This is a genomic window from Maridesulfovibrio salexigens DSM 2638, from assembly GCF_000023445.1.
In the GTDB taxonomy this organism is placed as follows: domain Bacteria; phylum Desulfobacterota; class Desulfovibrionia; order Desulfovibrionales; family Desulfovibrionaceae; genus Maridesulfovibrio; species Maridesulfovibrio salexigens.
In genome coordinates this window covers 3,079,518-3,103,981 of record NC_012881.1, presented here as the reverse complement: position 1 = coordinate 3,103,981, position 24,464 = coordinate 3,079,518, and the positions used below count along the sequence as shown (strand labels likewise).

At 47.0% G+C, this 24,464-nt stretch carries 21 protein-coding genes; 8 read left to right on the top strand and 13 right to left on the bottom strand.

Annotation, left to right across the window (positions count from 1 at the left end; translation table 11 throughout):
* Positions 1 to 47: 47 nt before the first annotated feature.
* The 11 genes from DESAL_RS14225 to DESAL_RS14175 form a co-directional block, all read right to left on the bottom strand.
* On the bottom strand, positions 48 to 1,172 hold the full coding sequence (locus tag DESAL_RS14225) for an HD domain-containing phosphohydrolase (protein WP_015852676.1): 1,125 nt from the start codon (positions 1,170 to 1,172) through the stop codon (positions 48 to 50).
* Positions 1,162 to 2,376 (bottom strand): response regulator, encoded by a 1,215-nt coding sequence (locus DESAL_RS14220; RefSeq protein WP_015852675.1) that lies wholly within the window; start codon positions 2,374 to 2,376, stop codon positions 1,162 to 1,164. The genes DESAL_RS14225 and DESAL_RS14220 overlap by 11 nt, the downstream gene beginning before the upstream one ends.
* A 312-nt stretch (positions 2,377 to 2,688) precedes the next feature.
* Positions 2,689 to 3,564 (bottom strand): lipoyl synthase, encoded by an 876-nt coding sequence (gene lipA / locus DESAL_RS14215; RefSeq protein WP_015852674.1) that lies wholly within the window; start codon positions 3,562 to 3,564, stop codon positions 2,689 to 2,691.
* A complete protein-coding gene (gene lipB, locus DESAL_RS14210) occupies positions 3,506 to 4,150 on the bottom strand; it encodes a lipoyl(octanoyl) transferase LipB (RefSeq protein WP_015852673.1) in 645 nt (214 codons plus the stop codon). The genes lipA and lipB overlap by 59 nt, the downstream gene beginning before the upstream one ends.
* Positions 4,151 to 4,260: 110 nt before the next feature.
* Positions 4,261 to 5,502 (bottom strand): small ribosomal subunit Rsm22 family protein, encoded by a 1,242-nt coding sequence (locus tag DESAL_RS14205; RefSeq protein WP_015852672.1) that lies wholly within the window; start codon positions 5,500 to 5,502, stop codon positions 4,261 to 4,263.
* Positions 5,492 to 7,051, bottom strand: coding sequence for an ASKHA domain-containing protein (locus DESAL_RS14200; protein ID WP_015852671.1), 1,560 nt, complete (start codon positions 7,049 to 7,051; stop codon positions 5,492 to 5,494). Before DESAL_RS14200 ends, DESAL_RS14205 begins: the two co-directional genes overlap by 11 nt.
* A gap of 90 nt (positions 7,052 to 7,141) precedes the next feature.
* On the bottom strand, positions 7,142 to 7,939 hold the full coding sequence (locus tag DESAL_RS14195) for a sirohydrochlorin cobaltochelatase (protein WP_015852670.1): 798 nt from the start codon (positions 7,937 to 7,939) through the stop codon (positions 7,142 to 7,144).
* A gap of 110 nt (positions 7,940 to 8,049) precedes the next feature.
* Positions 8,050 to 8,811 carry a substrate-binding periplasmic protein gene (locus DESAL_RS14190; protein WP_015852669.1) on the bottom strand — a complete coding sequence of 254 codons (762 nt, stop codon included), beginning with the start codon at positions 8,809 to 8,811 and terminating at the stop codon, positions 8,050 to 8,052.
* 166 nt (positions 8,812 to 8,977) lie between these two features.
* Complete coding sequence (locus DESAL_RS14185; protein WP_015852668.1) at positions 8,978 to 10,750, bottom strand: chemotaxis protein CheA; 1,773 nt, start codon at positions 10,748 to 10,750, stop codon at positions 8,978 to 8,980.
* 5 nt (positions 10,751 to 10,755) lie between these two features.
* Positions 10,756 to 11,493 carry an Hpt domain-containing protein gene (locus DESAL_RS14180; protein ID WP_015852667.1) on the bottom strand — a complete coding sequence of 246 codons (738 nt, stop codon included), beginning with the start codon at positions 11,491 to 11,493 and terminating at the stop codon, positions 10,756 to 10,758.
* 27 nt (positions 11,494 to 11,520) lie between these two features.
* Positions 11,521 to 11,916: a response regulator gene (locus DESAL_RS14175; protein WP_015852666.1), complete on the bottom strand. Its 396-nt coding sequence runs from the start codon at positions 11,914 to 11,916 to the stop codon at positions 11,521 to 11,523.
* Positions 11,917 to 12,071: 155 nt separating this feature from the next.
* Between DESAL_RS14175 and DESAL_RS14170 the strand changes: the two genes are divergently transcribed.
* Positions 12,072 to 12,662, top strand: coding sequence for a TrmH family RNA methyltransferase (locus tag DESAL_RS14170; RefSeq protein ID WP_015852665.1), 591 nt, complete (start codon positions 12,072 to 12,074; stop codon positions 12,660 to 12,662).
* An 18-nt stretch (positions 12,663 to 12,680) separates the two neighbouring features.
* Here DESAL_RS14170 and DESAL_RS14165 read toward each other — a convergent pair whose 3' ends face one another.
* Complete coding sequence (locus tag DESAL_RS14165; protein ID WP_015852664.1) at positions 12,681 to 14,354, bottom strand: glycosyltransferase family 2 protein; 1,674 nt, start codon at positions 14,352 to 14,354, stop codon at positions 12,681 to 12,683.
* 202 nt (positions 14,355 to 14,556) lie between these two features.
* Between DESAL_RS14165 and DESAL_RS14160 the strand changes: the two genes are divergently transcribed.
* The gene (locus DESAL_RS14160; RefSeq protein WP_015852663.1) at positions 14,557 to 15,165 is read left to right on the top strand and encodes an L-threonylcarbamoyladenylate synthase; all 609 of its coding nucleotides are present in this window, start codon (positions 14,557 to 14,559) and stop codon (positions 15,163 to 15,165) included.
* Positions 15,166 to 15,878: 713 nt separating this feature from the next.
* Here the strand turns inward: DESAL_RS14160 and DESAL_RS14155 are convergent.
* On the bottom strand, positions 15,879 to 16,205 hold the full coding sequence (locus tag DESAL_RS14155; RefSeq protein ID WP_015852662.1) for a hypothetical protein: 327 nt from the start codon (positions 16,203 to 16,205) through the stop codon (positions 15,879 to 15,881).
* Positions 16,206 to 16,865: 660 nt separating this feature from the next.
* Here DESAL_RS14155 and DESAL_RS14150 point away from each other — a divergent pair.
* The 6 genes from DESAL_RS14150 (at position 16,866) to DESAL_RS20245 (ending at position 24,158) form a co-directional block, all read left to right on the top strand.
* Positions 16,866 to 17,342, top strand: a complete 477-nt coding sequence (locus tag DESAL_RS14150; RefSeq protein WP_015852661.1) for an NUDIX domain-containing protein — start codon at positions 16,866 to 16,868, stop codon at positions 17,340 to 17,342.
* 32 nt (positions 17,343 to 17,374) lie between these two features.
* Entirely contained in the window at positions 17,375 to 18,823 is a 1,449-nt protein-coding gene (gene glgA, locus DESAL_RS14145) for a glycogen synthase GlgA (protein WP_015852660.1), read from the top strand.
* An 80-nt stretch (positions 18,824 to 18,903) separates the two neighbouring features.
* Positions 18,904 to 20,808 carry a 1,4-alpha-glucan branching protein GlgB gene (gene glgB, locus DESAL_RS14140; protein ID WP_015852659.1) on the top strand — a complete coding sequence of 635 codons (1,905 nt, stop codon included), beginning with the start codon at positions 18,904 to 18,906 and terminating at the stop codon, positions 20,806 to 20,808.
* A gap of 275 nt (positions 20,809 to 21,083) precedes the next feature.
* Positions 21,084 to 21,860, top strand: coding sequence for a PdxA family dehydrogenase (locus tag DESAL_RS14130; protein WP_342626813.1), 777 nt, complete (start codon positions 21,084 to 21,086; stop codon positions 21,858 to 21,860).
* The gene (locus DESAL_RS20640) at positions 21,820 to 22,068 is read left to right on the top strand and encodes a 4-hydroxythreonine-4-phosphate dehydrogenase PdxA (protein WP_342626812.1); all 249 of its coding nucleotides are present in this window, start codon (positions 21,820 to 21,822) and stop codon (positions 22,066 to 22,068) included. Before DESAL_RS14130 ends, DESAL_RS20640 begins: the two co-directional genes overlap by 41 nt.
* Before the next feature lie 212 nt (positions 22,069 to 22,280).
* Entirely contained in the window at positions 22,281 to 24,158 is a 1,878-nt protein-coding gene (locus DESAL_RS20245) for a methyl-accepting chemotaxis protein (RefSeq protein ID WP_015852658.1), read from the top strand.
* Positions 24,159 to 24,464: the final 306 nt, after the last annotated feature.

Below are 24,464 nucleotides of genomic sequence, written 5' to 3'. Positions count from 1 at the left end.
GGAATTTAATTTTTATATTTGTCCGGTTTAACTGGATTCTGCCAAGTCTAGTCAATATATTTAAGCGGAACAAGAACCCGGATTCTGGGTGGGAGTTTTTTAGCTCGACTGAAGTTGTTAATCCTGATGATTGCGGTTTCAGTTATCTCCGTTCCTTCGGCAACCAGATGTACCTCATCTTCGCTCCAGAGGCCTTCATCCAAAATCATTCCTTTTTTGAGTTCTCCCAGTTCAATTTCCCGGCGCACATAGCCATCTTCCCCGGCAGTTCCTTTTTCAAGAACATCTAAAACCTTGTTGTCGTAAATCCCTTCCATGCCACGTAAAATGGCGATTGCGTCCATTTTATCTGTTTTTTGCTGGATGAGTGAATCGTAATCCAGACAGGCTTTCAATACCCGTGATTCAATCGGCATGGTCGGATTATCGTCCAGTCGGTCATTCTGGTGCAGGATGATTTGAGAAACGATTTCCATCCGCGGAATCTGGGAAAGCATGCCCGCAGTAACAGATGGATGCATGTCATAAATTTGCTGCTCTTCTGCAGTGAGAGTTTCCCCTGTGAACACTTTTAAAAGCACAGATTCCGGGAGGGTAATGCAGCCCAATTGCCCCAGCATGGCCGCAAGGTCCAGGTACAGGGTCTGTTTCAGGTTTAAGTTCTGTCCTACGTATCCGGCAAGGCGTCGCACTCTTTCGCTTCGCCCAAAGGCTTCCGGGTTGGTTAATGACAGAATGTCGGTAAGGACTTTGACACTACCGCGCAAAGTGCCGCGAAGCAGTTCCCGCTCGGCGACTACGAGAGAGTACTGCTTCATTGCCGCTTCAAGCGTGCGGATCATTTCGTCAATGGAGCTTGGCTTGGTCAGGAAACGGAATACCGATCCTTCGTTGACTGCGGAAATAGCAGCTTCAAGATCGGCATGTCCTGTGAGCATTACCCGGACAGTGTCAGGGGACAGTTGCTTTACTTTGGTCAGAAAGGTGATCCCGTCCATTTTGGGCATTTTCAGGTCGGAAACAACAATTGCATAAGGTCCCGATGATTTAACTTTTGCAATACCTTCTTCAGGGCCCAGTGCAACATCTACTTTAAATCTTTTGCGCAGTAGTGCTCTATAAGTATCCAGTATGTTCTGTTCATCGTCTACAAAGAGAACTCTATTCTTCATCTTTGTTTGTCTCCAGCAGATTGTTGCATACAGCGCGCCAATCGTTAACGTGATCTAAAAGATTTGCTAAAGCCATTTTGTCTGTATTCAGTTCTGAAAAGATATAGCCTTTGCTGTGAGGTATAAGTTCGTGTTGAAGTGTGTCTGCGGCATGAATTGCGTGCGTAGGGGTGAATATCTCTCCACAGTTGTCAAGAGAATGGTGATAGTAAACCATCTCAACGATTTCTTCATTAAATCCCCACAAACCCAGCAGGTATGCCCCCACTTCCGCATGGCTTACACCAAGAATCTTTTTTTCCACATCAATTACCGGACCGCCGAATTCACGGACATGTTCCAGCACTTTCTGATATTTTTTATTCATCTCGGTGATAAAAACGAACTTACCGATGTCGTGTAGCAGTCCCCCCACGAAACAATTGGTAACCGTCTGCTCATCCTTATCCATAAATGCACAGATTTCTTTAGCAAGGTAACCGGTTTGCAGGCAGTGCTCCCAAAGTTTTTCGATGGAATACGGTCCGAGGGTATCCTTATCCAGTTTTTGAATGAAATGGACCCCTAGGATCAATCCTTTGAGAACGTCGGTCCCAAGCAGGATAGTGGCTCGCGCAGGACTGGAAACGGAATTGTAGAAGCCGAAGAAAGAGGAATTAACCACCTTAAGGAGTGTTGTGGATATGCCCGGATCTTTTTTGACCAGTTCTCCCAGTTTTTGCAGATTCGGTTCCGGCTTGTTTAATTCATTGGTAATTTCGATGTATAAATCCGGCAGTACCGGCAGAGTATCAAGTCCGGTTATAATCTCCCTGACTTTGTGGTCTGTGAGAACTGGACGCAGTTCCATCATCTTACGGATGGTTCCGATTAAGACTTCTGTATTGCAGGGCTTGCTCAAGAATTGATGAGTATGCTTTGCCGATTTCAGCAATGATTGCATATCCGAATGCCCGGACAGCGTTATGCGGATAGTATCCGGTTGTATCTCAGCAACCTTGCGGAGTAATTCACTTCCGTCCATGTCCGGCATTTTCGTGTCGCTGATGACAATATCGAATTCAGCCTTGCCAAGCTTGTCCAGTGCTTCCTGTCCGGTGGAGGCAAAGTAGCTTTTCCATTCCTTGCGGAGGCCGTGCATAGTAGCTCTAAAGCTATCCAGAATATTCTTGTCGTTGTCGATAAAGAGAATTTTCGGGATCATAGTTTTCCTTGCTTTTTCTTTTTAAGTATAAGTGATCTTTGCTTTATGGATATCGTGTTTTTGTTTTTTTTGTAAAGAGGAGATCACTATTTGTTTGAGTGTTACTAGTTTTTATAAATAGCTTAATGTGTGGATGAAGGCTTTGTTATTATTGTATAATTTTTGCGGTGTGTTGTTTGGCTTTCGAGATTTGTTGTCAGTATGAATAATAGATTAGGTTATTTTTGTGATTGGGTGGCGGCAGTACGCAAAAAAAACGGAACTTCCGTAGCGGAAGTTCCGTTTTTATTAACAGGCTGAAATTAATTGTTTTTATAGCTTGTCAAACGCTTCGGCGGCGTTGAATGAGCTGCGCACCAGCGGCGCACAGAACATGTGCGGCACATTGAGCTTTTTGCCGTATTCGGCGTATTCATCGAAAACAGCAGGTTCCACGTAACGTTTTACTGCCGGATGTGCTTTTGAAGGGCGCATATACTGGCCGATAGTGATGATGTCACAATTGATGGCTGCGAGGTCGTCGATAACCTGATAGACCTGCTCATCCGTTTCGCCGAGACCTACCATGAGTCCTGATTTGGCGTGGATATCGCTCAGCTGTTTGACTCTTTCGATGAGTTCGAGGCTCTGTTTGTAATCGGCCTGCGGGCGGATTTCCGAGTACAGCTCGGGCGGTGTTTCCACGTTGTGGTTGATCACGTCCGGCTTGGCAGCGATTACAGTCTTAAGCGCATCAAGGTTGCCCTGAAAATCCGGGATGAGCACTTCAATTTTGCATTCTGGATGCTCGGTGCGGATACGCTCGATGGTTTCCGCAAAGTGGGCTGCACCACCGTCGTCCAAGTCATCGCGGGTAACAGAAGTGATGACAGCGTATTTCAGGCCCAGACGCGTTACTGCTTCTGCCACACGGCGCGGTTCGTCCGCATCAAGCGGTTCGATCTGACCGGGACAGATGTTACAGAAGGCGCAGTCGCGGGTACAGTTATTGCCCATGATCAGGAATGTAGCCACCTTGCGGGAGAAACACTCCCAGCAGTTGGGACATTTTGCGGATTGGCAGACCGTGTTCAGATCCAGATCATCCAGCATTTTGCTGGTATCGTTGAAAGTTCTTCCAGTAGGCAGCTTAACTCGCAGCCACGGCGGTATCCGTAAATACTTTTCCGAATTCTTCTCTGAAGACATTTTTTACTTCCTCGGTAGAAATTTCCTTGCCCGCTTCTCTTGAAAGGGAAGTGGGATGTGCGCCGTGCAGCCCGCAGAGGGTGATGGCGTCGAAAAGTTTCATGTCACTGGAAACATTGAATGACAAGCCGTGATAGGTGATCCATTTCTTGACCCCGATGCCTATGGAGCAGAGCTTGCCGGGACCAACCCAGACCCCGGGCCTACCTTCACTTCTGGCTGCTTGCACACCAAAACGGGCAGCGGTGCGGATCGCTGTTTCTTCCATATCAAAGAAGAATTTTTTGATTCCGCCGCGCCGTTTTTCAATGCGCATGACAGGGTATACCACCATTTGTCCGGGGTAATGACAGGTGATATTGCCGCCCCTTGCGGTCTGGACTACCTCTGCTCCCATTGCTTTGAGAGCTTCCTCGCTGATGAGCAGGTTTTCCAGTCCGCCTTGACGACCCAAAGTAACCACTGGAGGATGCTCCAACAAATATAGAGCATCTTCAGCAGTTCCTTCCATCACCTGTTTCAAACGTTCCAGTTGAATTCTTTCAGCTTCCCCGTGGGGGATTAATCCAAGATCAATAAATTCCATGAGGTTATATATCGCTATATTTTGCGTTAATAATGGCGAAGCCCAAATGAAAGTTTTTGGGATGCTTAAACCCTTTTTTCAAAAAGGGTTTAAGCCGCCGTAGGCATTTTTTATCTTCTGTCTTTGCGGTGTCCGGGCTTGCGGTCCCGTGATTCTTTATCCTGCTGCGGCTTGCCTGCCTTTTCTTCACGTTTGCGTCTGTCGTTTTCACGCATGGGCAGGGGCACGATCAGTGCACCGGATTTTTCGTCCCGTTTTTCCTCTTCAGGAATGGGCATACCGATAAGTCCGCCGGGATACAAGGTTTTTGCTCCGCCTTGTGCTGAAAGCAGAATCTGTCCCTGTGCCGCACAACCATATTGACCGAATCCGCCTTCATCGAGTCGGAAAGATTCGGATATGGCACGGATGAGCATTTCGCCTTCACGGGGAGCTTCTACTTCTTCTTTCCGCAGACCTACATAGAGGAAGCTAAGGCTAACATTGTCCTTCTCAAGGCGGCATTGGGCTGAAAGTTTTTGCAGCCATGCCGGGGCGTGTTCGGAATCATAGTTGAAATGACACCATGCTTTGCCCTGTTCGCCACTCATAGGACATTCCTCTGTGTGAGTGCAGGGGCCGAGAATGGGGAAACCTGCTTCCACGAACTCCTGACGGATAACGGAAAGAACCCTGCCGGAACGACGGATACCCGGTTCGATAATCAGGATACGACCTTCCGGGGCCAGCTTGTGGACCATGGACAGGCAGAATTTTTCCGCCCAAACCGGAAGCGGGGTGCGTGTGCCGGACGAGACTTCGTTAACCATGTTGGCGGTGACCAGCAGATGTGCTTTCTCGCGTATTTTGGAGGTGGATCCGCCTTTGACGTTAACCATTCTCCACGGGGATTTTTCTCCGGCCAATGCTTCGAAAAGACGGCTGCCTTCGCGCATGGGTTTGGGAGTGCGGTCCACGTTGATGAAGGTCAGTTTCTTTTCGCGCAGGTCCGGTCTTGCGATCCACAAAGCCTGTGCAACTGTCAGCGGGCCTGCTCCGAGGTCCACGACCACGCCGTTGTCGGGCAGTTTGATATCCAGCCCCTGAAAGAGACGGGCAAGACGGTACAGGTTCCACGGCAGGAAGTAACGCAGGTATGCGTTCAGGCTGCGCGGATCGCCCATGTAGTCGTTAGACAGGTTGGAACGTTCTCCGGTCAGGTCACGGGAGAGATCGCGGATAGCGTACTTAAGTTCGTGGCTGTGTTTGGCTTTAAGGGGAACGGTTTTTTGTAAAATTTTTATATAGCTATCCAACTCTTTGGATACTTCCTTGGTCGGCAGGGGGAAAAGTGAGCTTACTTTAATAGACATATTTGAAAATCATCCTCTCAAGGTATTTCTGTCCGAAATCGCTGCTTCCGGCAAGTTCCAGAACTTCGGAACGTGCGGGCAGACTTGAGGCGAAATCCCTTGCTTCTTGATTGTGTGTTAAAACTATTGCTCCCTTGAGGGAGGTGTTGCCTGCGGCGCGGGTTATTGCAGCGCTTTCCGCAGGGATGAATCCGGTTGCTACCAGATCATTTATATTTACGTGCTGCCCCATTGCCCCGCCGAGGATCAGTTCTTTAAGATCGGAAGGTGCCAACCCGGATTTCTCCAGCAGGGCTGACATTGCGAGGTTGAAGGCCGCTTTTACTTTTAAAATTTCTTCCACATCCGGGGCCGGAAGGGTAAGTCCCTCGTAACCCAGATCAAGGACCGGAGTCCCGTTTATTTCTGTCATCTTGTCAGCCAGCTTAGCGGCAAAGGGTGTGTTTCCCGGACCGAATTGTCCTTCGCGGGTCAGCACACCTGATTTGAGCAGCAGGGAACATAGTGAGAGGTAACCTGTCCCGGTGATACCGGGCTTTTGTTCTTGTTCCGCAGTCTCTGCTTTTATGATTGCCGGCGTAAGTCCTAACGGGGTCAGGGTGAAAGCTGACACTGCCCCCGGTCCGGCTGTACGACCATTGCTCATGCCTACTCCTTCAAGGGCCGGCCCCATAGGTACGGAGCAGACAATGTATTCCTCTTTGGAAAGGCAGAGTACGAATTCGCCGTTGGTGCCGAGATCAGCGAAGAGATATGGCGGCTGCGCTTTTACTTCGGAAAAATTCAGAGCCACGATCCCGGCGGTTATATCTGCTCCAACAAACGGAGCCAGATGTGGCGGGATGTACGCTTCAGGAAGCTTTGCGTCAAGTTTTACCCGTTTACCCCCCTTGTCAGGCAGGGCGTAGGGTGCACGACTTAAACTTTCCACCTCATCCTGTGCAAGGATGGAAGTCATGGAAGGGTTGCCGGATACAACCAGCTCTTTTACCGGGACCGTTTCTAAAATTATAGATTGTAGCCGCTCGGTAACCAATCTGGAAAGAATCTTGCGCTGCTCCGGTTTTGCGGCAAAGGCCAGCCGGGACATAACCTCACTGCCAAGGCCGATCTGAGGATTCAGCTCTTGCCCTGATTTTACGGTTTCTCCGTTAAGCGTGAAAGCCCAGTGCATTCCGGTGGTTCCGAGATCAACAGCAAGAGCAAGATCTTCGGTTAGTTCGCGGGAAAATTTATCTGAAACTTTAGGAACGACCCTTTCCGGTTTAGGCAGAAATATTTCGGCTGCTCTTGCTTGATGCAGGCAGGATAGTCTCCATCCGGATTCTATTTCTTCGGCGGAAAACTTATGCAGCTCTTCCTTGCGCGGCTCTGGCGGATCGGATTCAAAACGCACCTTGCACAGGCCGCACCGTCCCATGCCCGAACAGAGTGGCACTCCTTGGAATGCTCCGCTCAGGAATAGGGTTTGGGCAATGTTCAGCCCTTCTGTTGGTGCGAGTTCCATGACTTCTCCGTCATGGTTATGCACGATGATTTTTTTTTCCATTGTTTTCAGTCTTTAAAAAAATTAACCGCACCAGCATAATGTATATGCGGTGCGGGGGACAATCAAGAAGCAAATTTTTTTATGGGCTGATTATTCTTCCAGTTGCCTGATGGCTTTTTCAAGCTTGTCCATCCAGCGCTGGGCAAAAACATCAAATTCACCAATTCCTTTTGCAACTGGTATTGTTTCAATACCGCGGGAAGCAACGATGTTCATCCATGAGTCTTTATGCTCTCCGGCCATATCTTTCTTTACATGGTTCCCGGCTCCGAAGAGCAAGGGAAGCAGGTATGCTTTTTTTACTCCGGAATCTTTAATGCGGTCACTGATTTTTTCAATGCCCCCTTCGGAGTTAAGTTTACCCAGATAGGCGTTCTTATCTTTTGCTTCCAGCACTTCCTTGAATTTGTCGTACAGGGAGTTGCCGCTGTCGGAATATTTGGAACCGTGGGCAACCAGGATCAGTGCTTCTTTTTGCGGATTACGTTCTTCCAGCAGATCAAGAATGATATCGGAAATTTCATCAATCTCCTGATCGTTGGTCAGCAGCGGTTCACCGAGCAATGCTTTTTCAAATTTAATTTCACCTTTTTCGATACGGTCCAGCAATCTGCTGATGTTGGTGAATTCAGTCCCGGGGATAACGTGCAGCGACTGGACCACTACATGGGTGAATCCTTCTGCGGATAAATTCTCAAGATTTTGTTTTACGGTCGGCAGCTTTTGGCCCTGTTCACGAAGTTTCTTGAGCACGTGGCCGGAAGTGAAAGCACTAAAGACCGGAATGTCCGGGTGGGCCTCTTTAGCCATCTTCAATATGTTGCCCATAGCTGAGCTGGCGGCTCTGTTTTTTGATCCGTGTGCTGCGAAAAGGATGGCTTTTTTCATCTTGTTATTTCCTGCGCTGTTTATTGTCGTTCTCGTGAACACGCATGCATAGCAGACAAAACCCACAGAGAAAAGTTTTTCCTGCGGGCTTGGAAAATTATGGCCTTTTTTTAATTTTTATTAAGGTATTTATCAGCGATGTCTTTTATCGCGCCTTCTTCTTTCAGTTCCCGGAGTACCTTGTTCAGCTCTCGCATCCTGAAGTTCCATCGGGATTTCTTGGATGCGCCGATGTACAGGTCAATACTATAATCAGGTATGTAAGGCTGCTTCACAATTATTCCCTGCTGATTTCGTAAATTGAGTTCGTAGTCCACCTGACAATCAGTACCGATAATTACATCAAGGCGGCCGGCAGTCAGCATATCCAAAAGTTGCTTTTCCGAGTCCTTATCAATCTTTTTTAAAGAAGAGTCAGTGTCAAATCTGGGGAAATATGCTGAATTACGAGTGTAGCCTACGTCTACTTTTTTCAAATCTTCATATTCATTAATGATGAATCCTGAGTTTTTAAGAGAGTAAAATGCCGGACGACATGAATAATAAGGTGTGTCCGAGTATACTATATATTTTTCTCTTTCGCTGGTTTTTGCAATTCCGGTCATGAAGTCTTTTTTGCCGCTTTTCATATATAAGAGGCAACGGGGCCATGGGATTCGGGTAATGCTGAAATCTACTCCCATCCGCTTTCCAATCAGGGCCATCATGTCGATATCAATTCCGCTCAGCTTATCATTTTGCTGTTTGATTCTGAAAGGCGGCCAATAGTCAGTGGCTACACTTGCCTGTGGTAAAATCCCTTGATCAGCGAAAGACGTTGTCGCGCATAAAAGAAATATACAATAAAATAAAATTCTTATGAAATGGGTCATTTTCTGCCCCCCTCAAAGGGATAGATCAGGCTAAATCTTCAGCTTCGTAATGCAATGGTATCTCACTTCCAGCTGAAAGACCATGAGGGCAGGCTACTTTTGCGGGATTCTTTTAATGCAAAAGAACGTGAGTAGCGCAGCACTCACGTTCAATACTTTAGAATGATTAGGAATCAGCTTCCATGTAGGAAGCAATCAGGGTTTCCGTATCAACCACAAGGGCATCATGTTCACCCATCATTCCGAAGCCGAGAATCGGAAGTTTGTAGATAGAGTTCACTGGAAGGGTGAATCCGGTAACAACAGCCTTCTGCTGGCGCAGGACTTCATCAACCATAATTGCGGCAACAGTATCCCCCATTTTGACGAGGATGACTTTAGGGATGACTTCTTCAGATGGTGCCGGGAGGTCAAAAACCTTGTACATGCGAATAAGGGGATGAACTTTACCTCGTACGGAAACAGTTTCACGGCCGTCAGGAAGGTCGGTGAATTCTTTTTCAACAGGTTCATAGACCTCAAGAACTTCCCGGCTGGGGAAGATAAATGTTTCCGGTCCTACCGTTGTAACAAGAGCATCCACAATACCTTCGTTTACTGATCGGCTTAGGGGGATAGCAATAGTAAAGGTGGATCCTTTGCCCAGTTCACTGGAGATGGAAACCTTACCGTCAAGAGTGTTCTGGATAGCAGTGACTACCGCATCCATTCCAACCCCGCGTCCGGAAATGTCAGTGACTGCACTGGCGGTGGAAAAGCCGGACTGGAGAATAAATTCGTAAATTTCTTCCTTGGCATATTCCTTTTCAGGATCAGCAAGACCTCGCTCAAGTGCTTTGCTGAGTAATATGTCGGCATCAAGTCCTTTTCCGTCATCGGCAATCTCAATGTATGCAAATTCGCCTTTGCGGAAAGCGCTAAGGCTTACATTTCCCACTTCATCCTTGCCGCACATCTGGCGGTCTTCAGTGGATTCAATGCCGTGGTCAAGCGCATTGCGCAGCAAGTGCACCAGCGGTTCATTGAGGCATTCCACGATAGTTTTATCCAGAGCCAGTTCTTCGCCGTTGATGGTGAATTTGATGCGTTTATCGAGCTTTTGAGAAGTGGATTTTACCAGCCTGTGCATTGGCATGAAAATCTGTTTCAGGGGTACTAGCCTGATTTCATCCACTTCAGATTGCAGATTGCGGATGACTTTATCCAGTTCGGAAAGACTGGATGCAATTTTAGAAATATTGTCAGTTTTTGTCTGCGCGATAACTGCATAGGTGACCATAAGTTTTCCAACCAATTCAATCAGAGAATCCAATTGCTGGGTAGAAACCCGGATGGATGAAATAGCCTGAGCATCTTTCTTTTTTGCAGGAGCAGGCTGGACCTTGGTGCTTTCCTCTTCGTCTGAAATTTGTTTTGCAGCTGCAGCAGGTTCAGTTTCAATCTTTTCAGACAGTTCTGTTGCTTGCTCCTGTGTTTCATCTGTTTCAACAGGCGAATCTTCTTGCTGTGCTTCAACTTTCTCCCAGCCTTCATCTTCGGGGGGAGTTTCTCCTGTCATGGCCAGCATCTCGGCCATCATTTCCTGTTCGTATTTATCCGGTGCGCTAGCAAGTTTTTCCCGGGACTCAGGATCACATACAGGTTCAGCTTCTTTTCTTGATTCAACCGGGGCACCGCCTTGATCAAGCAGCCCCCCGATGCAATAGAAAAACTTTTTCTGGGCTTCAGCGATATCAAGCAGGGAGGTGATCAGATCCGGCGTGATGGGAGTTATGCCGTCACTCAGCATATCCATAAGGGCGATTATCTGGGCTGATCGCATCTGGGCATTATCAAGCCCTAATGCTTTCAGCACATCATTGATATCACCGGAACCGTGCTCAAGGCTGATAATTGATTCTTGAAGCTGGCTTATGCAACTGGAAATACTGTCCTTCATTATCCTCAAACTCCAGTGTTATTCAGAAAGCTTTCCCTGCTGTCAAATTCCGTCAGGTAGCGCTGGAAGCCCCAAGAATAAAAGGTACTTGTACAATGACTGTTCATGCCTGTAATGCCTATGTCGCAATTCTCTGAATACGAGGCGATCAACTCGAAAAATGCAGAACCTACAGACATGGTGATGCCAAAATCAAAAAGGACTTTCTGTCCATCATTTATTGATTGTAGACTTTTCTCCACCATTTTCAATTGTTCTGAACTGTATAATCTATTGACTTTTAGGGTGAATATCTGCGCATCGGGAAGTTGCTCCATCTCAAGCGGATTGATGCCGGATTCGTCTGTTACTCCGGTTTTCTGACTTTCTCCCGAAAGCCTTGATTCAATGTCATCAGTCAAGGCTTTGTCGAAGCTGCCTGATTCCCGCAGCTGTTCGATAAGCATGAAAATTGTATTTACTGATTCAATGGCAAGAGCAATCTGCATGAGATCATGCTCAACCTCTCCTGCCTGCATTTTTTTCAGGTAATCTTCAACCTTGTGGGTAAAAACTGAGGCCGGCTCAAAACCGGACATGAACCCGGTCACCCCCTTAATGGTGTGCAGCGGGCGTGAGAGCACCTCAATGCCTTCCTCAATGCGTTGTTCATCGAGGAGGTCGATTCCTTCAAGTACCTGCGGGTAGTACTTGTCATTTACTTCGGAAAAGAATTCTTCAATAAGAGAATCGTCTTCACTCATAGGTGGTGCTCCATCTGCCGGAAATGTCTATTTGTTCATAAGCCCGATTTTCTTGAGCTCTTTGTAAAGTTTTTCTCTGTTCACGGGTTTTACAATGAAAGCGGATGCTTCTGCATCATGGAAGGAACGTATGACTGTTTTCGGGTCGTCCAGAGCTGTCGTCATAATGACTTTGCAGTGCTGGGCCATTCCTTTTTCTTTTTCAAAACTTCTTATTTCTTCCAGAGCGGAAAGTCCGTCCTGCTCAGGCATCATGATGTCCATAAGTATCAAACTGTATGGGTCACCTTCTTCGTAAGCCAGTTTGTATGCTTCAACCGCTTCTCTTCCATTTACCGCGACATCAATCACGAAAAGTGGAGCAAGAAAGGTCGATAGTAGTTTTCGCCCTACAAATTCATCCTCAGCAATCAGCGCACGCATTAAGGCCTCCGTGAAATATATATCCTCTGAAATCATTACACATCATTTTTTTTAAATCAATCAAATGTGGTTGCTCATGTTTTGCTTTTGTCGCGCTGTAACCTGTTTCAGGTCAACCCTTGCAAACTTGCAAAAGGTTGGGTACGCAGTACGCCATGGAAAGACAGAGAACACCTCAAAGAGAAGCAAGGGTCAGGGATGTTCTGGCAAAGCGCCAGAAGGATTTCACCCTTATTATTGACAATGTATGGGATCCCCACAATGTTTCGGCCATCCTTAGAAGCTGTGATGCCTTCGGCATATACGGCATACATTTGTATTATACTGTATCACAATGGCCCGAACTTGCAAAAAAATCTTCTGCTTCAGGGAAGAAATGGGTAGAGCGTACCAAACATACTGATCCTGTAAAGATGGTCGGTGGATTGCGCGATCAGGGATATCAGGTACTTAGAACCGGTTTTTCCGAGACAGCAAGGCCGCTTATGGATTTTGATCTCAGCAAACCTTCTGCTGTTATCCTTAGTAATGAGCATAGCGGAACTGCCCCGGAACTTGCGGAACTGGTACCGGATGAAGTCTATATTCCCATGCAGGGCATGATTCAGAGCTTCAACGTATCCGTTGCCGCAGCGCTGATTCTTTACCACGGCTTTTCCCAGCGTTTTGCCAAGGGCATGTACGATAATCCGTCTTTTACTCCTGAAGAGATGGAAAAGTTGACTGCCGAATGGTTAGCCAGATAGCTGATAAAGTTTTTTCAGCTATCTCGGTGTAAGGGCTTCTGCAAGCTCTTTCCATTTGCGTTCAGCATCCTGCCAGAGCATGGCCAGATCCTTTCCAAAAAGGACGTTCAGGTCATGCTCGCTGTATTTGCTTTCCAGTTTTATCTTGTTGCCGAAAACCTGCGCCATAGAACGTACGTTACTTGCCTTGGCCAAGCTTGAGTGCTGGATATGTCCGATGCGTAACTGACCGGCATATACATGTTCAAAGCCGCCTAAAGCTGCACGCAGGTCTCGTTCAAGATCATCGAATTGGGTAGGGTTAAAACGTACATCGAAATCTCCGCACTGGCGAATTGCTTCCATATTCAGCATATGGCAGCAGCCTGATACGTGCATTGCCGGACGGGTGTAAGAAAATTGCCCGTAATCAAAACCGTTACGACAGCTGTCAAATACCATGATCCGCTCGGTCAGTCCTTCAATTTGTGAGGTTCCGTTTCCGGGCGGGAATAGATGATAGTCTGCCGACTGCAATGATCTTGGTGCCCCGGTGGAGGTTATACGGCAGCCGACAGCTCCGGGATTTCCGTAACTTTGTGCGGTTGCCAGCAGCTCTTCCAGCCAATTCGGTTCCAGTTCCACATCATCATCCAGAAACACAGCCCACTTGGACTTGCGTACTTCCGGCTCTGCCAGCAGCCAGTTTCGTGCTGCGGGAGCACCCACATTTACTTGCAGATGTATCGGTTTGTAGTACTCCGTGCGGAAAATATACTGCGCCTCATTGACTACTTGTCCTGTGCTGTCGTCAGAACCGTTGTTCAAGGCGAAGACCCGCGCGTTTCCTATATTAGATGTTGCTACGCTCTTGAGCGTATTTTCAATAAGCTGTCCATTGTTCCATGAGTAGAGCAGGATGGCGACCTCTTCAGAATTGACGAGGGCGTTTGAAGTGTCGATCGGGTTAAGCTGCCCGTGCAGTTTTTGTCCCCAGTTCAGATTCCATATATTGTTTTTCCAAAGTTCAGCCAGTAATGCCGTACCTTCTTCATTTTGTCCGGTACAGATCAGCAATTCACTGCGCATATAATCCAGCCATAATGACCAGATATCGCGGTCCAGTTCATTTAAGGCCTGAAAAGTTTCTTCCGGTGAACTGTATAAAAAATTGTACTGCGCTTTAAGTCTCTGTTTAAGTTGTATTAATTCTTCACTCCAATTGACCAGCTCAAGAGCTGTGCGCGGAAGTTCCGCATTGCCCATGCGCAGGAGGGTATCCCATGAATGGGTCAGCCAGCTTAATCCGTCCGCGCCGCGTAACAGAGGAAAAAGATGACGGATAATCAGGGCATGGTCGCCCGCCTGAAGGAGGTTGTCGAGGTCCTGGAGAGGTATTTCCGATACCGGGGTTTTAATCAACGTTTGCAGCATCCCCAGCCGAGCAGCGGGGCAGGATGTTTCGTTTAAGCTCATGCATCGTACAGCTGCGGAACGGTCCAACGGATTCTGCTGCCATGCAAGCAGTGACAGTCCTGCACTGACTTCCTCAAACATGGGCTTACCGGATGAAAGGTGCTGAAAGACGTTGATCAATCCATTTTGGTGGGAAAGTTCTTCAGTTCCCATAACCCAGAGGGGGATTGAATTTTTGACTGCAGAGAGGAATTGTTCAACTTTCTCAGTTTCGAAATTGTGTGCGGCAGCAATCATTTATCATCTCCATTTGTTCATATACTTACAGCATCTTTTATTATGCCAAACGGATGATAAAGTCATGCTGCTTCTGCTGTCTTATGTGTAGTCTGTTAATAATGATATTTCCGAAGCATTAAAAGATGCTGGACATAAAGCATAAAGTTGGTATTAATAGTCGCTCCGTATGCTGTAATGCGTTTTTTGGAGTAAAACAGGTATGATTGAGCAGGAAGCTGTAAATATTTTAAGGACCGGTGGGGTCTTGGTCTATCCCACGGAAACCCTTTTTGCCATTGGTGCAGATGCCATGGATGAAAGGGCTGCGAATCGTGTCGCCCTTATCAAAGGACGTCCGGTATCTAAACCGTTGCCGTTGATTATCGGCAGTATTGATCAGCTTGACCTTGTTACAGAATCTGTTTCTCCTGAATTGCTTAAGCTTACCAAAAAGTTCTGGCCCGGACCGCTTTCAATTCTGGTTAAGGCTCGGGAAGAGCTTCCTTCTGCTGTAAAGGATTCAAGGGGATATACATCTGTTCGTTGGACAGATCATCCGCGTGCAGCTGAGTTATGTCTCAAGGCTCATGCTCCGCTTATCGCAACCAGTGCCAATATGAGCGGCAAGCCCGGGACCGGTATTGCAGCAGAGTTGGATGCAGAACTGACTATCATGGTCGAAGGGGTTTATACTCCTGATCCCGGTCCGAAAGGCGGAAATCCCTCAACTGTTGTTGAACCGCTTGCAGATAATAAAATCAAAATATTTCGAGATGGTGTGGTTACGCGTGAGCAATTAACCAATGCCGGATTTGTAATTGTAGATTAACTACTTTTAGTAAATGATATTCTTGGACCTGTCCTTTTCGTAAGGGCAGGTCTTTTTATTTAGGCGGTAAAAAATATTTTACCCCCGATGCCGTATTCGGGTGCTGTTTTAGGAATGGGTAAAATTTTTTGTACAGATTGGCGGGTGTTTTGTTTAACCTGTGTGTCTTGGTTTATTATTGTATTTCAGGTGGTTGCATTTCTCGTTTGGTGTGCATACGGGTTTGGCACAGCGGTTGCTATATACATATTACCTTCAAACTTTTGCTGAACAAAATGCTGAAATAGGCCTCGTTGGAAATGACCAACGGGGCCTTTTTCATTTTAAAGCGAAATTGTTTAGGAATGAAATCTTATGAATCGTGAATTTTGGATTGAGTAGGCCAATATTGCAGTGTTGGTTATGGGTGCTAAGTACGGTAAAAATTATTATACCCTAAATGGTTGATTCATCCGGTATTACTTTGTCGGGTAAAAAAAACTGTACTGAGATGCGGTTTGCTTGGAGTATATCTTGTTTGCTTTTAAATGTTTTATTTCAGTGTATTAGCTGTGTTTTGCTGGGGGTGTGTAGTTTTGGCACAGCGGTTGCTATATACATATTACCTTCAAACTTTTGCTGAACAAAATGCTGAAATAGGCCTCGTTGGAAATAACCAACGGGGCCTTTTTCATTTTGTTGGATTGCTGATTGGATTGAGAAGTGTTGCGTGGCTATTCGGCACACTTTGTTTCCAGTACCCTCTTAACCTGATCAAGCGGGATTCCTGATTGTATAGGTACAGATGTTTGGCCGCCAAGAGCTTGTGATGATAAATCGAAAGTTTTGCCGTCTTGAGTTTTTATCCCATATGCCATGCCCTTGGGAGTGAAGTAGGAAATAAATCTGGTGAGTCCGGTTCCATCAACATACGACGGGGGCAATAATTGGCAGTTCCCCATTTTTCTGGGGAGATCGTCAGTCCACTGTCCGGCTGCTGATGCTGGAGCGGCAGCAAAGAGAAGTAGGGCCATTGCAAGGATGAGTGTCGGTGCACGCATTGTAGAAACCTCAGTGTTAGATGGTTGGATAATCCTGACTGTTCGATTTTTTATATCTTTCAAGGCTGTTTATCATATGCGAATCGCCAGTGTAAATCATGGTGGGCAATTAATGAATGGAACGGTTAAAAATATTTAACCCCTTATCCGGGATTTGAGCGCTGTTTAATGAATGGGTAAAAGTTTTTGTACTGATTTGCAGGTTCTCGGTATAAACTGTTTTCAAAACATTGTTCATTTATTTTAGATACTTGAGTTCAGTTTGGGAGTGGTTTTAAGTTTTGGCATACCCATTGCTATATCCATGTTACCTTCAAACTTTTGCTGAGAAAATGCTGAAACGGGCCTCGTTGGATCTAACCAACGGGGCCTTTTTCATTGTTATGGCATAGAAGTATTCATTCCCTATCAGAGCAGAAGAGCATATCAGGGAATGCAGTACGGCCTGAATCAATGAATATGTGCGGATTAACGGGCCCTGGACAGGGCTGTACAAGATTTTGAACTGGTGTTTGGATGTTACAAACGTGAAGTTTCAGAAAAAAAAGCGGATTCTCTTGTAATGAAATTCCATTCGCGGTATTTATAGGAACTGATAGTCATTTGTTTCTATGGATAAAAGTTCATGTATTTGTAGTTGATTAAAGAAAGGCTGTTTTAATGCTCGGATCAAAACCGTGTCCCCACTGCGGGAAAGATGTTGTACTTTATCGTAATCCCGTTCCCACTGTTGATGTTGTTATTTATGATCCTATCCTTGGGGTTGTACTTATTGAACGGAATAATCCTCCTTTAGGTTGGGCTTTGCCCGGAGGTTTTGTTGATTACGGCGAAACCCTTGAACATGCTGCCGTTCGCGAGGCAAAGGAAGAAACCGGGCTGGAAGTTGTCCTGACGGGGTTGGTCGGGGTTTATTCCATGCCCTGCCGCGATGACCGCCAGCATACCATAAGCGTTACCTATAGTGCCGTGACCAGTGACACTTCTGCTTTGCAGGCCGGGGATGATGCAGGAGGGGCGCGTTTTTTTAAACTGGACAGTCTGCCTGATCTTGTTTTTGATCATCGCGACATTTTAAGTGATTTCTCTTCCAATCTGATCCGGTTGCAGACTCACGCTGCTGTTGGCAATAAATAATAACAAGCTGAAAATTAAAGGGAGTCGGACCAGTGCACGACGTTCTTTATGTTACATCTGAAATGTATCCCTTTTCAAAAACCGGCGGACTTGGTGATGTTATGGGGGCTTTGCCTCCGGCAATCCACGCCAAGGGAGCCAAAACCGCTGTAATCACGCCTTTTTACGGGCGCATGAATCTTGACGGTCATAAATTGCGGCTGGTTTATTCCGACCTGCATGTGGGCTATCCTTGGCCGGACACGACAGCAGAAATTTACCAGACTGACTACGATGGTATTTCCGTATATTTTGTGTCTCGTGGTGAATTTTTTGATCGTCGTCATTATTACAACACCCACTACGGTGATTATTTCGACAATTGCGAACGGTTCATCTTTTTCTGTAAGGCTGTGCTCAAGTGGGCACGCATGCTTCCCTCGCCTCCGGCAGTGGTTCATTCCCATGACTGGCAGTCCGCACTGGTGCCGCCATATCTGTATTTTGAGCGGCAAACGGATTCATTCTGGAAGAACACCAAGACCGTGACTACAATTCACAACCTTGCTTTTCAGGGGCGTTTTTCTGAAAGGTTGTTTCATGAATCCCACCTGCCTGCTGAAGCATGGACCATGCACGGGGCCGAGTTTTACGGCGATTTGAACATGCTTAAGGCCAGCATTGCCTATAGCGATGCGGTGACTACGGTCAGCCCGTCTTATGCGAAAGAAATTTTAGGTCCGGAATTTGGCTGCGGTCTGGAAGGTTTTCTCAATACCCAGTCCCACAAGCTGCACGGTATCCTGAACGGTGCAGATTACTCTATTTGGGATCCTTGTAATGATAAGTTTTTACCCTGTTGCTACAGCGCAGAAGATACCCGCGGCAAGCTGGAGTGCAAGAGAAGTATGCTGCGAGATTTTTACATGTCCGACCAACTGGAGGATAAGCCTGTATTGGGGTTCATAGGACGTTTACGGGGGCAAAAGGGAATCGACCTGCTCATTGACATCCTGCCTAGGCTGATGAAGAAAGATGTAGGGGTAATTGTGCTTGGTGAGGGTGATCTTGGTTACGAAGCACGTTTACTGGAGTTCATGGAAGAGTATCCCGGGCAGTTCTGCGTACAGGTCGGGTATACCGAGGATCTGGCTCACGGAATTCAAGCAGGCTCAGATATATTTCTAATGCCTTCTCGCTATGAGCCGTGCGGATTGACCCAAATTTACGCTCTGCGCTTCGGTACTCCTCCCGTAGCTACAGCTGTGGGCGGTTTGCGCGATACCATTACTCCGTATCCGGCGTCTGATGCCACCGGCTTTACCTTTGAGAAGCCGGATTCAGATTTGTTCTATGAAGCGGTAATGCAGGCTGTGCAGGCATGGCATGACCGTGAAGAGTGGCAGAAAATGGTGAAGCGGGCCATGCGTAAGGAATTCACATGGGATCGTTCAGCGGGTGAATACATAAAATTATATCGCGAGCTGGGTGCCAGATTGTAGGACCTTTTTTATCGGTTCAAAAAATTATACAGGCTGTTGAATTTACGGATGATCGCAGCAAAGCAGAGGAATTTACCCTAATGCCAGAAACTTTACCTGTTTATATTGCCCCTTTTGATCTTTTCCTGTTCGGCAAAGGGGAACACTGGGATTTATACCGTATACTCGGTGCTCATTTTGATCTGCATGAAGGTCAGGAAGGTTACCGTTTTGCGGTCTGGGCGCCCAATGCCCGTGAAATTTATGTTACCGGTGACTTCAATGGCTGGGATAACCGGGCCAACAAACTTATGCCTGTGGGAGTCTCCGGCATTTGGGCCGGCTTTATTCCCGGCGTGAAGCCCGGTCAGATGTATAAATATCATGTGGTTCAGAGTGACGGTCATGAAGTAACCAAGACCGATCCTTTAGCTTTCCGCACTGAAATGCGTCCCGGCCATGCCGCAGTTACCTGGGGGCTTGATAATTACGAATGGCAGGACGAAGAGTGGATGTCCGAACGGCGTCAGACCGGCTTGCCGTTGGATAAGCCTGTCTCTGTTTACGAGGTTCATCTCGGATCGTGGCGCAGGGAAGGCTGGGATTATCGTTCCTACCGCCAGCTTACCGAAGAGCTGATTCCTTACGCAAAAGATATGGGTTTCACCCATATCGAACTGATGCCCATTGCCGAGCATCCCCTTGATGAATCGTGGGGCTATCAGACAACCCATTACTATTCACCCACATCGCGGCATGGTAATCCTGATGATTTGCGCTACTTCATTGATCAGTGCCATCAGGCCGGACTGGGCGTGATCCTTGACTGGGTACCGGGTCATTTTCCAAAGGATGATTGGGGTTTGGGTCGTTTTGATGGCACATCTCTTTATGAGCATGCCGATGCCCGTAAAGGAGAGCACCCGGATTGGGGAACCTACATTTTTAATTTCGGTCGTCATGAGGTCTGCAACTTTCTGCTGGCTAATGCTCTTTATTGGCTTAAGGAATTTCACATAGACGGACTGCGCATTGATGCCGTGGCCTCCATGCTTTATCTCGATTACTCCCGTCGTGAAGGGGAGTGGATTCCCAATGAGCACGGCGGAAATGAGAATATAGAGGCGATTGAGCTGCTCAAGAAACTTAATACCGTAGTTCACGAGCAGTTTCCCGGTGCTATGATGATTGCCGAGGAATCAACTTCATGGCCCGGTGTGTCCCGTCCTGTTTATACCGGAGGTCTAGGTTTTACTTTTAAATGGAACATGGGCTGGATGAATGACACTCTTGATTACATGGAAAAGAGTCCCATTCACCGCTCTTACCATCATAACAACCTGACCTTTTCCATGATCTATGCTTTCAGCGAGAACTTTTTCCTGCCGCTTTCTCATGATGAAGTTGTGCATGGTAAAGGTGCGCTGCTTTCCAAAATGCCCGGTGATATGTGGCAGCAGATGGCTAACCTGCGTTTGCTCTTCAGTTATCAGTGGGCTCATCCGGGCAAGAATCTGCTTTTCATGGGCTGTGAGTTCGGGCAGTGGAATGAGTGGAATTGCCGTCAGGAGCTTGATTGGATGTTGCTCGGTTTTCCTTCTCATCAGGGCTTGCGCAACACGGTCATTGATTTGAATCGGGTCATGCATGAGAATCCGGCCATGTACAAGCACGACACTGATTGGTCCGGTTTTGAGTGGGTGGACTTTAATGATTACAAGTCATCGACCATAAGTTTTCTGCGCAAGAGTGAAGGCGAGAGCCCAGTTCTCTGGGTGTTTAACTTCACTCCGGTGGTGCGGTCTGGGTATTGCCTCGGTTGTCCTCAAGATGGGAATTGGGAGGAAATTTTCAATTCCGATGCTGAAATTTACGGTGGTTCCAATGTGGGTAACATCGGTAATGTCGAGGCCCGTAAAGCAGGAGATCTGGGCGCTTTCCCCTACTATCTGGAACTGACTCTGCCGCCTTTGGGAGCTATTGCTTTACGACCAAAGCAGGCGTAGGAAGAAGCCTTCGGCGACCCTGCCGGGGGCCTTAAACCCTTTTGAAAAAGGGCTTAAGAATCCCAAAAAATTTTGTCGGGGCTTCGCCGCTTCGCGCGTGAATTGTAGCTAAATACAAGACCGCAATATGTATCAAAATATTGCGGTTGTTTTTGTTGAAAATCAGTCTGTAAGCTATATGCGAAGCAAACTGAAAAGTTTTGAAGGGATGGGGTCTGGGGAAGGGAAACTTTTCCCAAAAGTTTCCCTTCCCCAGCCGCCGGAGGCAAATTATCATGAAAAAAAATATATGTATTACTCTTGGTGATCCTAATGGATTGGGGCCTGAGCTTGCTTGTAGATTGCTGGCAGATCGTCCGGCTGACCGTGCTTATTTGATGATTGGTCCGGAGAATGGTCTGCTGTACCATCTTGAGCGATTGGGTCTGGAAAAATTTTATACTGTACTTGATGACCCGGAGCAGATTGTTGATGCCGAGCCGGGGTACTACCTGTACTGCCCGAAAGTACTGGACGATTTTGAACTGAAAGTCGGTCATGCTGATCCTGAGGGTGGACGTTGTGCCGGGGAAGCTATGGAGACAGCAATGGACCTGCTGAATCGTAAGGTTCTGGCTGGCCTGGTTACCTGCCCTCTGAATAAGGCCATGCTGCAACTGGCCGGATTTGACTTTCCGGGTCATACTGAATTTCTGGCAACCCGTTCCGGTGTAGGGAGAGAGAATGTATGCATGCATCTTGGCGGCCCGAAACTCAAGGTAAGTCTTGTGACCACTCATCCCCGTTTTGTGGATATTGAGGGACTGGTTACCAAGGAGCGTATTCTGCGTTGTATTGAATTGACCGATGGCTTGGTAAAGTCTTTGGGGCTTACCAAACCTATAGCGGTTTGCGGGTTGAATCCGCATGCCGGGGAATCCGGGCGTATCGGTGATGAAGAGATCAAGGTCATTGAACCTGCCATTGCTGAAGCACAGGCCAGAGGTTTTGATGTGGAAGGACCTTTTCCGGGTGATACTGTTTTTTATTTTTGCAGCACAGGGCGATTATAGTGCGGTGCTGGCTATGTATCATGATCAGGGGCTGGCTCCGCTCAAGCTGCTCCATTTCAGCGAAGCGGTGAATATTACCCTCGGCCTGCCATTCCCGCGCACTTCACCTGATCATGGGACCGGATATGATATAACCGGAACAGGTAAAGCTTCTCTTGATAGCTTCAAAGCTGCTATGGAATGTGCTGAAATGATGGTTGACGCATAATTTAATATTTAAGAAATGACTTTCCAGCCCGCAAGTGATTATACTTGCGGGCTTTTTTTTGTCTTATGAATTTTTAGGGGGGGAATATATACGGATGTGTTTGTTTTGTGTTGGACTAGGATACCCTGTTGGGGTACAGTTGGTCTGGTTATTTTCAAACTCAGTGTGAGTAGTCATGTTGTTATTTATGATTTTAAATGGAGAGCGTTAGCATGAGCTGGGTATCGAGAAGTTTGCTGAGAGTGATACTGTTGCCGATTATCATACCTATTTTGGCTGGAATTGGAGGGCTTGTCTTTTACGTCCAGAGTTCTTCATATAAAATGGTTCTTGATAATTCTATGGAGTCAGCCAGCAGTCAGGCAGCCATTGTTGCGTCTTCTTTGGACTTATTCGTTACTGATACAATGGCAGTGGTTAAGAGTCTTTCAGGGCAGGAAGCAGTAAAAAAAATATTTGAAGATAAATCTTCCTCCGCCGGAGCGTTGTTTAAAGAAACCATGCGCAATAATGAAGTGCTCTGGGCTGTTCTCGCATTTGATCGCAATGGAAAAATTTTATCGGGGATGGACAGCAAAGGCACCATTCTCGATGGACTGGATATACGTTCGCGAGACTACGTTAAGGCGATCTTAAAAGGTGAAGACAGTTACATAACCAAGTCTGTCTTTCGGTCCAAGACTGATAAAAGCCTGCTTTTCGGGGCTAGTGCAGCTGTCACAGATGGGCAAGGCCGTTTGTTGGGCGGCATTGCTGTCTTTGGTAACTGGGCGAAATTTACCGATCGTTTTGTACGGCCTGTTATTGTCGGTACTGAAGGATACGGTGTTGTTACAGATGCCGATGGGTTGGTGCTTTATCATCCGGCGGAAAAATTGATCCTACAGGATTTAAGTAAGTACGATTTTATGAAAAGAGCACTTGCTGCGGGTTCAGGAAATGAATTTTATGATTGGCAGGGGCGCAGTAAGGCCATGATTTTCAAGACCGATCCTAAAACAGGATGGCTGGTAATGCTTACTGCGTATGAAAGTGATCTGGCTTCTGCAGCTGTTATGCAACGTAATGTCCTGACGGCAGTTGGGGGAATTATTGTTCTGGTGGTTTGCGGTATAGTTTATTTTTCAGTCCGCAGGCTGGTGATTGTCCCTGTAAGTGGTGGAATGCAGGTGGCCGGGAAAATGGCTGCAGGGGATTTAACTGATTCTGTAACGAGTGATTCTCCTAATGAGATTGGTAAGCTGATGCGTTCATTGGGAAGTATGATTTCATCTTTGCGTGATGTTGTTGTCGGAGTGAAATCCGCCGCAGAGCAGGTTGCTGCAGGAAGTGAGGAGGTTTCCGCTTCCGCCCAGCATCTTTCAGCTGGTGCCACGGAGCAGGCTGCTTCGGTGGAGGAAGTTTCCGCTTCCATTTCTCAGATGACAGGCAATATATCCAAGAATACTGAGCTTGCAGAAGAGACTCGTGAAATAGCGGTAAAAACTGCTCGTGAAGCTGTGAATGGTGGGGAGGCTGTTTCTCAAACAGTTGTCGCAATGAAGGATATTGCAGAAAAGACCTCCATAATTGAGGATATTGCACGCCAGACTAATCTTTTGGCCTTGAATGCTGCTATTGAGGCTGCGCGTGCCGGAGAGCATGGTAAAGGTTTTGCCGTGGTAGCCTCAGAAGTGCGCAAGCTTGCCGAAAGAAGTGGTGTGGCAGCCGGAGAGATCAGGGAACTGACGGGCTCAAGTTTAGAGGTCGCTGAGAGAGCCAAACAAGTCTTGGATACTATGATTCAAGACATCAACCGTAATGAGGAGCTTGTTGGTGAAGTGGCTGCTGCCAGTCGTGAGCAGTATGAAGGAGGACAGCAGATCTCAAAGGCTGTTACTCAGCTTGATGACGTGATTCAACGTAATGCTGCTTTTGCGGAAGAGTTGTCATCCACATCTGAGGAGTTGTCTGCACAGGCGGTTAAACTTCAGGAGACAATGCAATTCTTTACTGTCCCTGACGATTCCCATCATTTTACTCCGGTCATTCATAGAGAAGAGGATACGATTCCTGCATTGGAGCCCGGAGACGGTTTTAAGCGTATGTGAGGCTGACAAATTCTAAAAAGGACTTATTTTATAATAAAGACTTATTTTCTCATGAGTTAACCGGGAGGAGGTGTAAGGGGTTCTTTTACGGATCCTTATTAGTCGCAAACCCTGTTTTCCGATTTGCCGGGAAAGCAGCTGATAGATAGAAAGAATGTCAGTTGCTCATATCAGGTTGTCCACTCATTTTGGAGTACGTTGGAGCACGGAGTCTGCTGATGGTTAACCGGATTCTGTCCGGTTTAAACAATGAATTGTAGCAGTAGTTCTTTCGTGAAGTGGAAGGCGGCTGGGAATCTCCTCCTG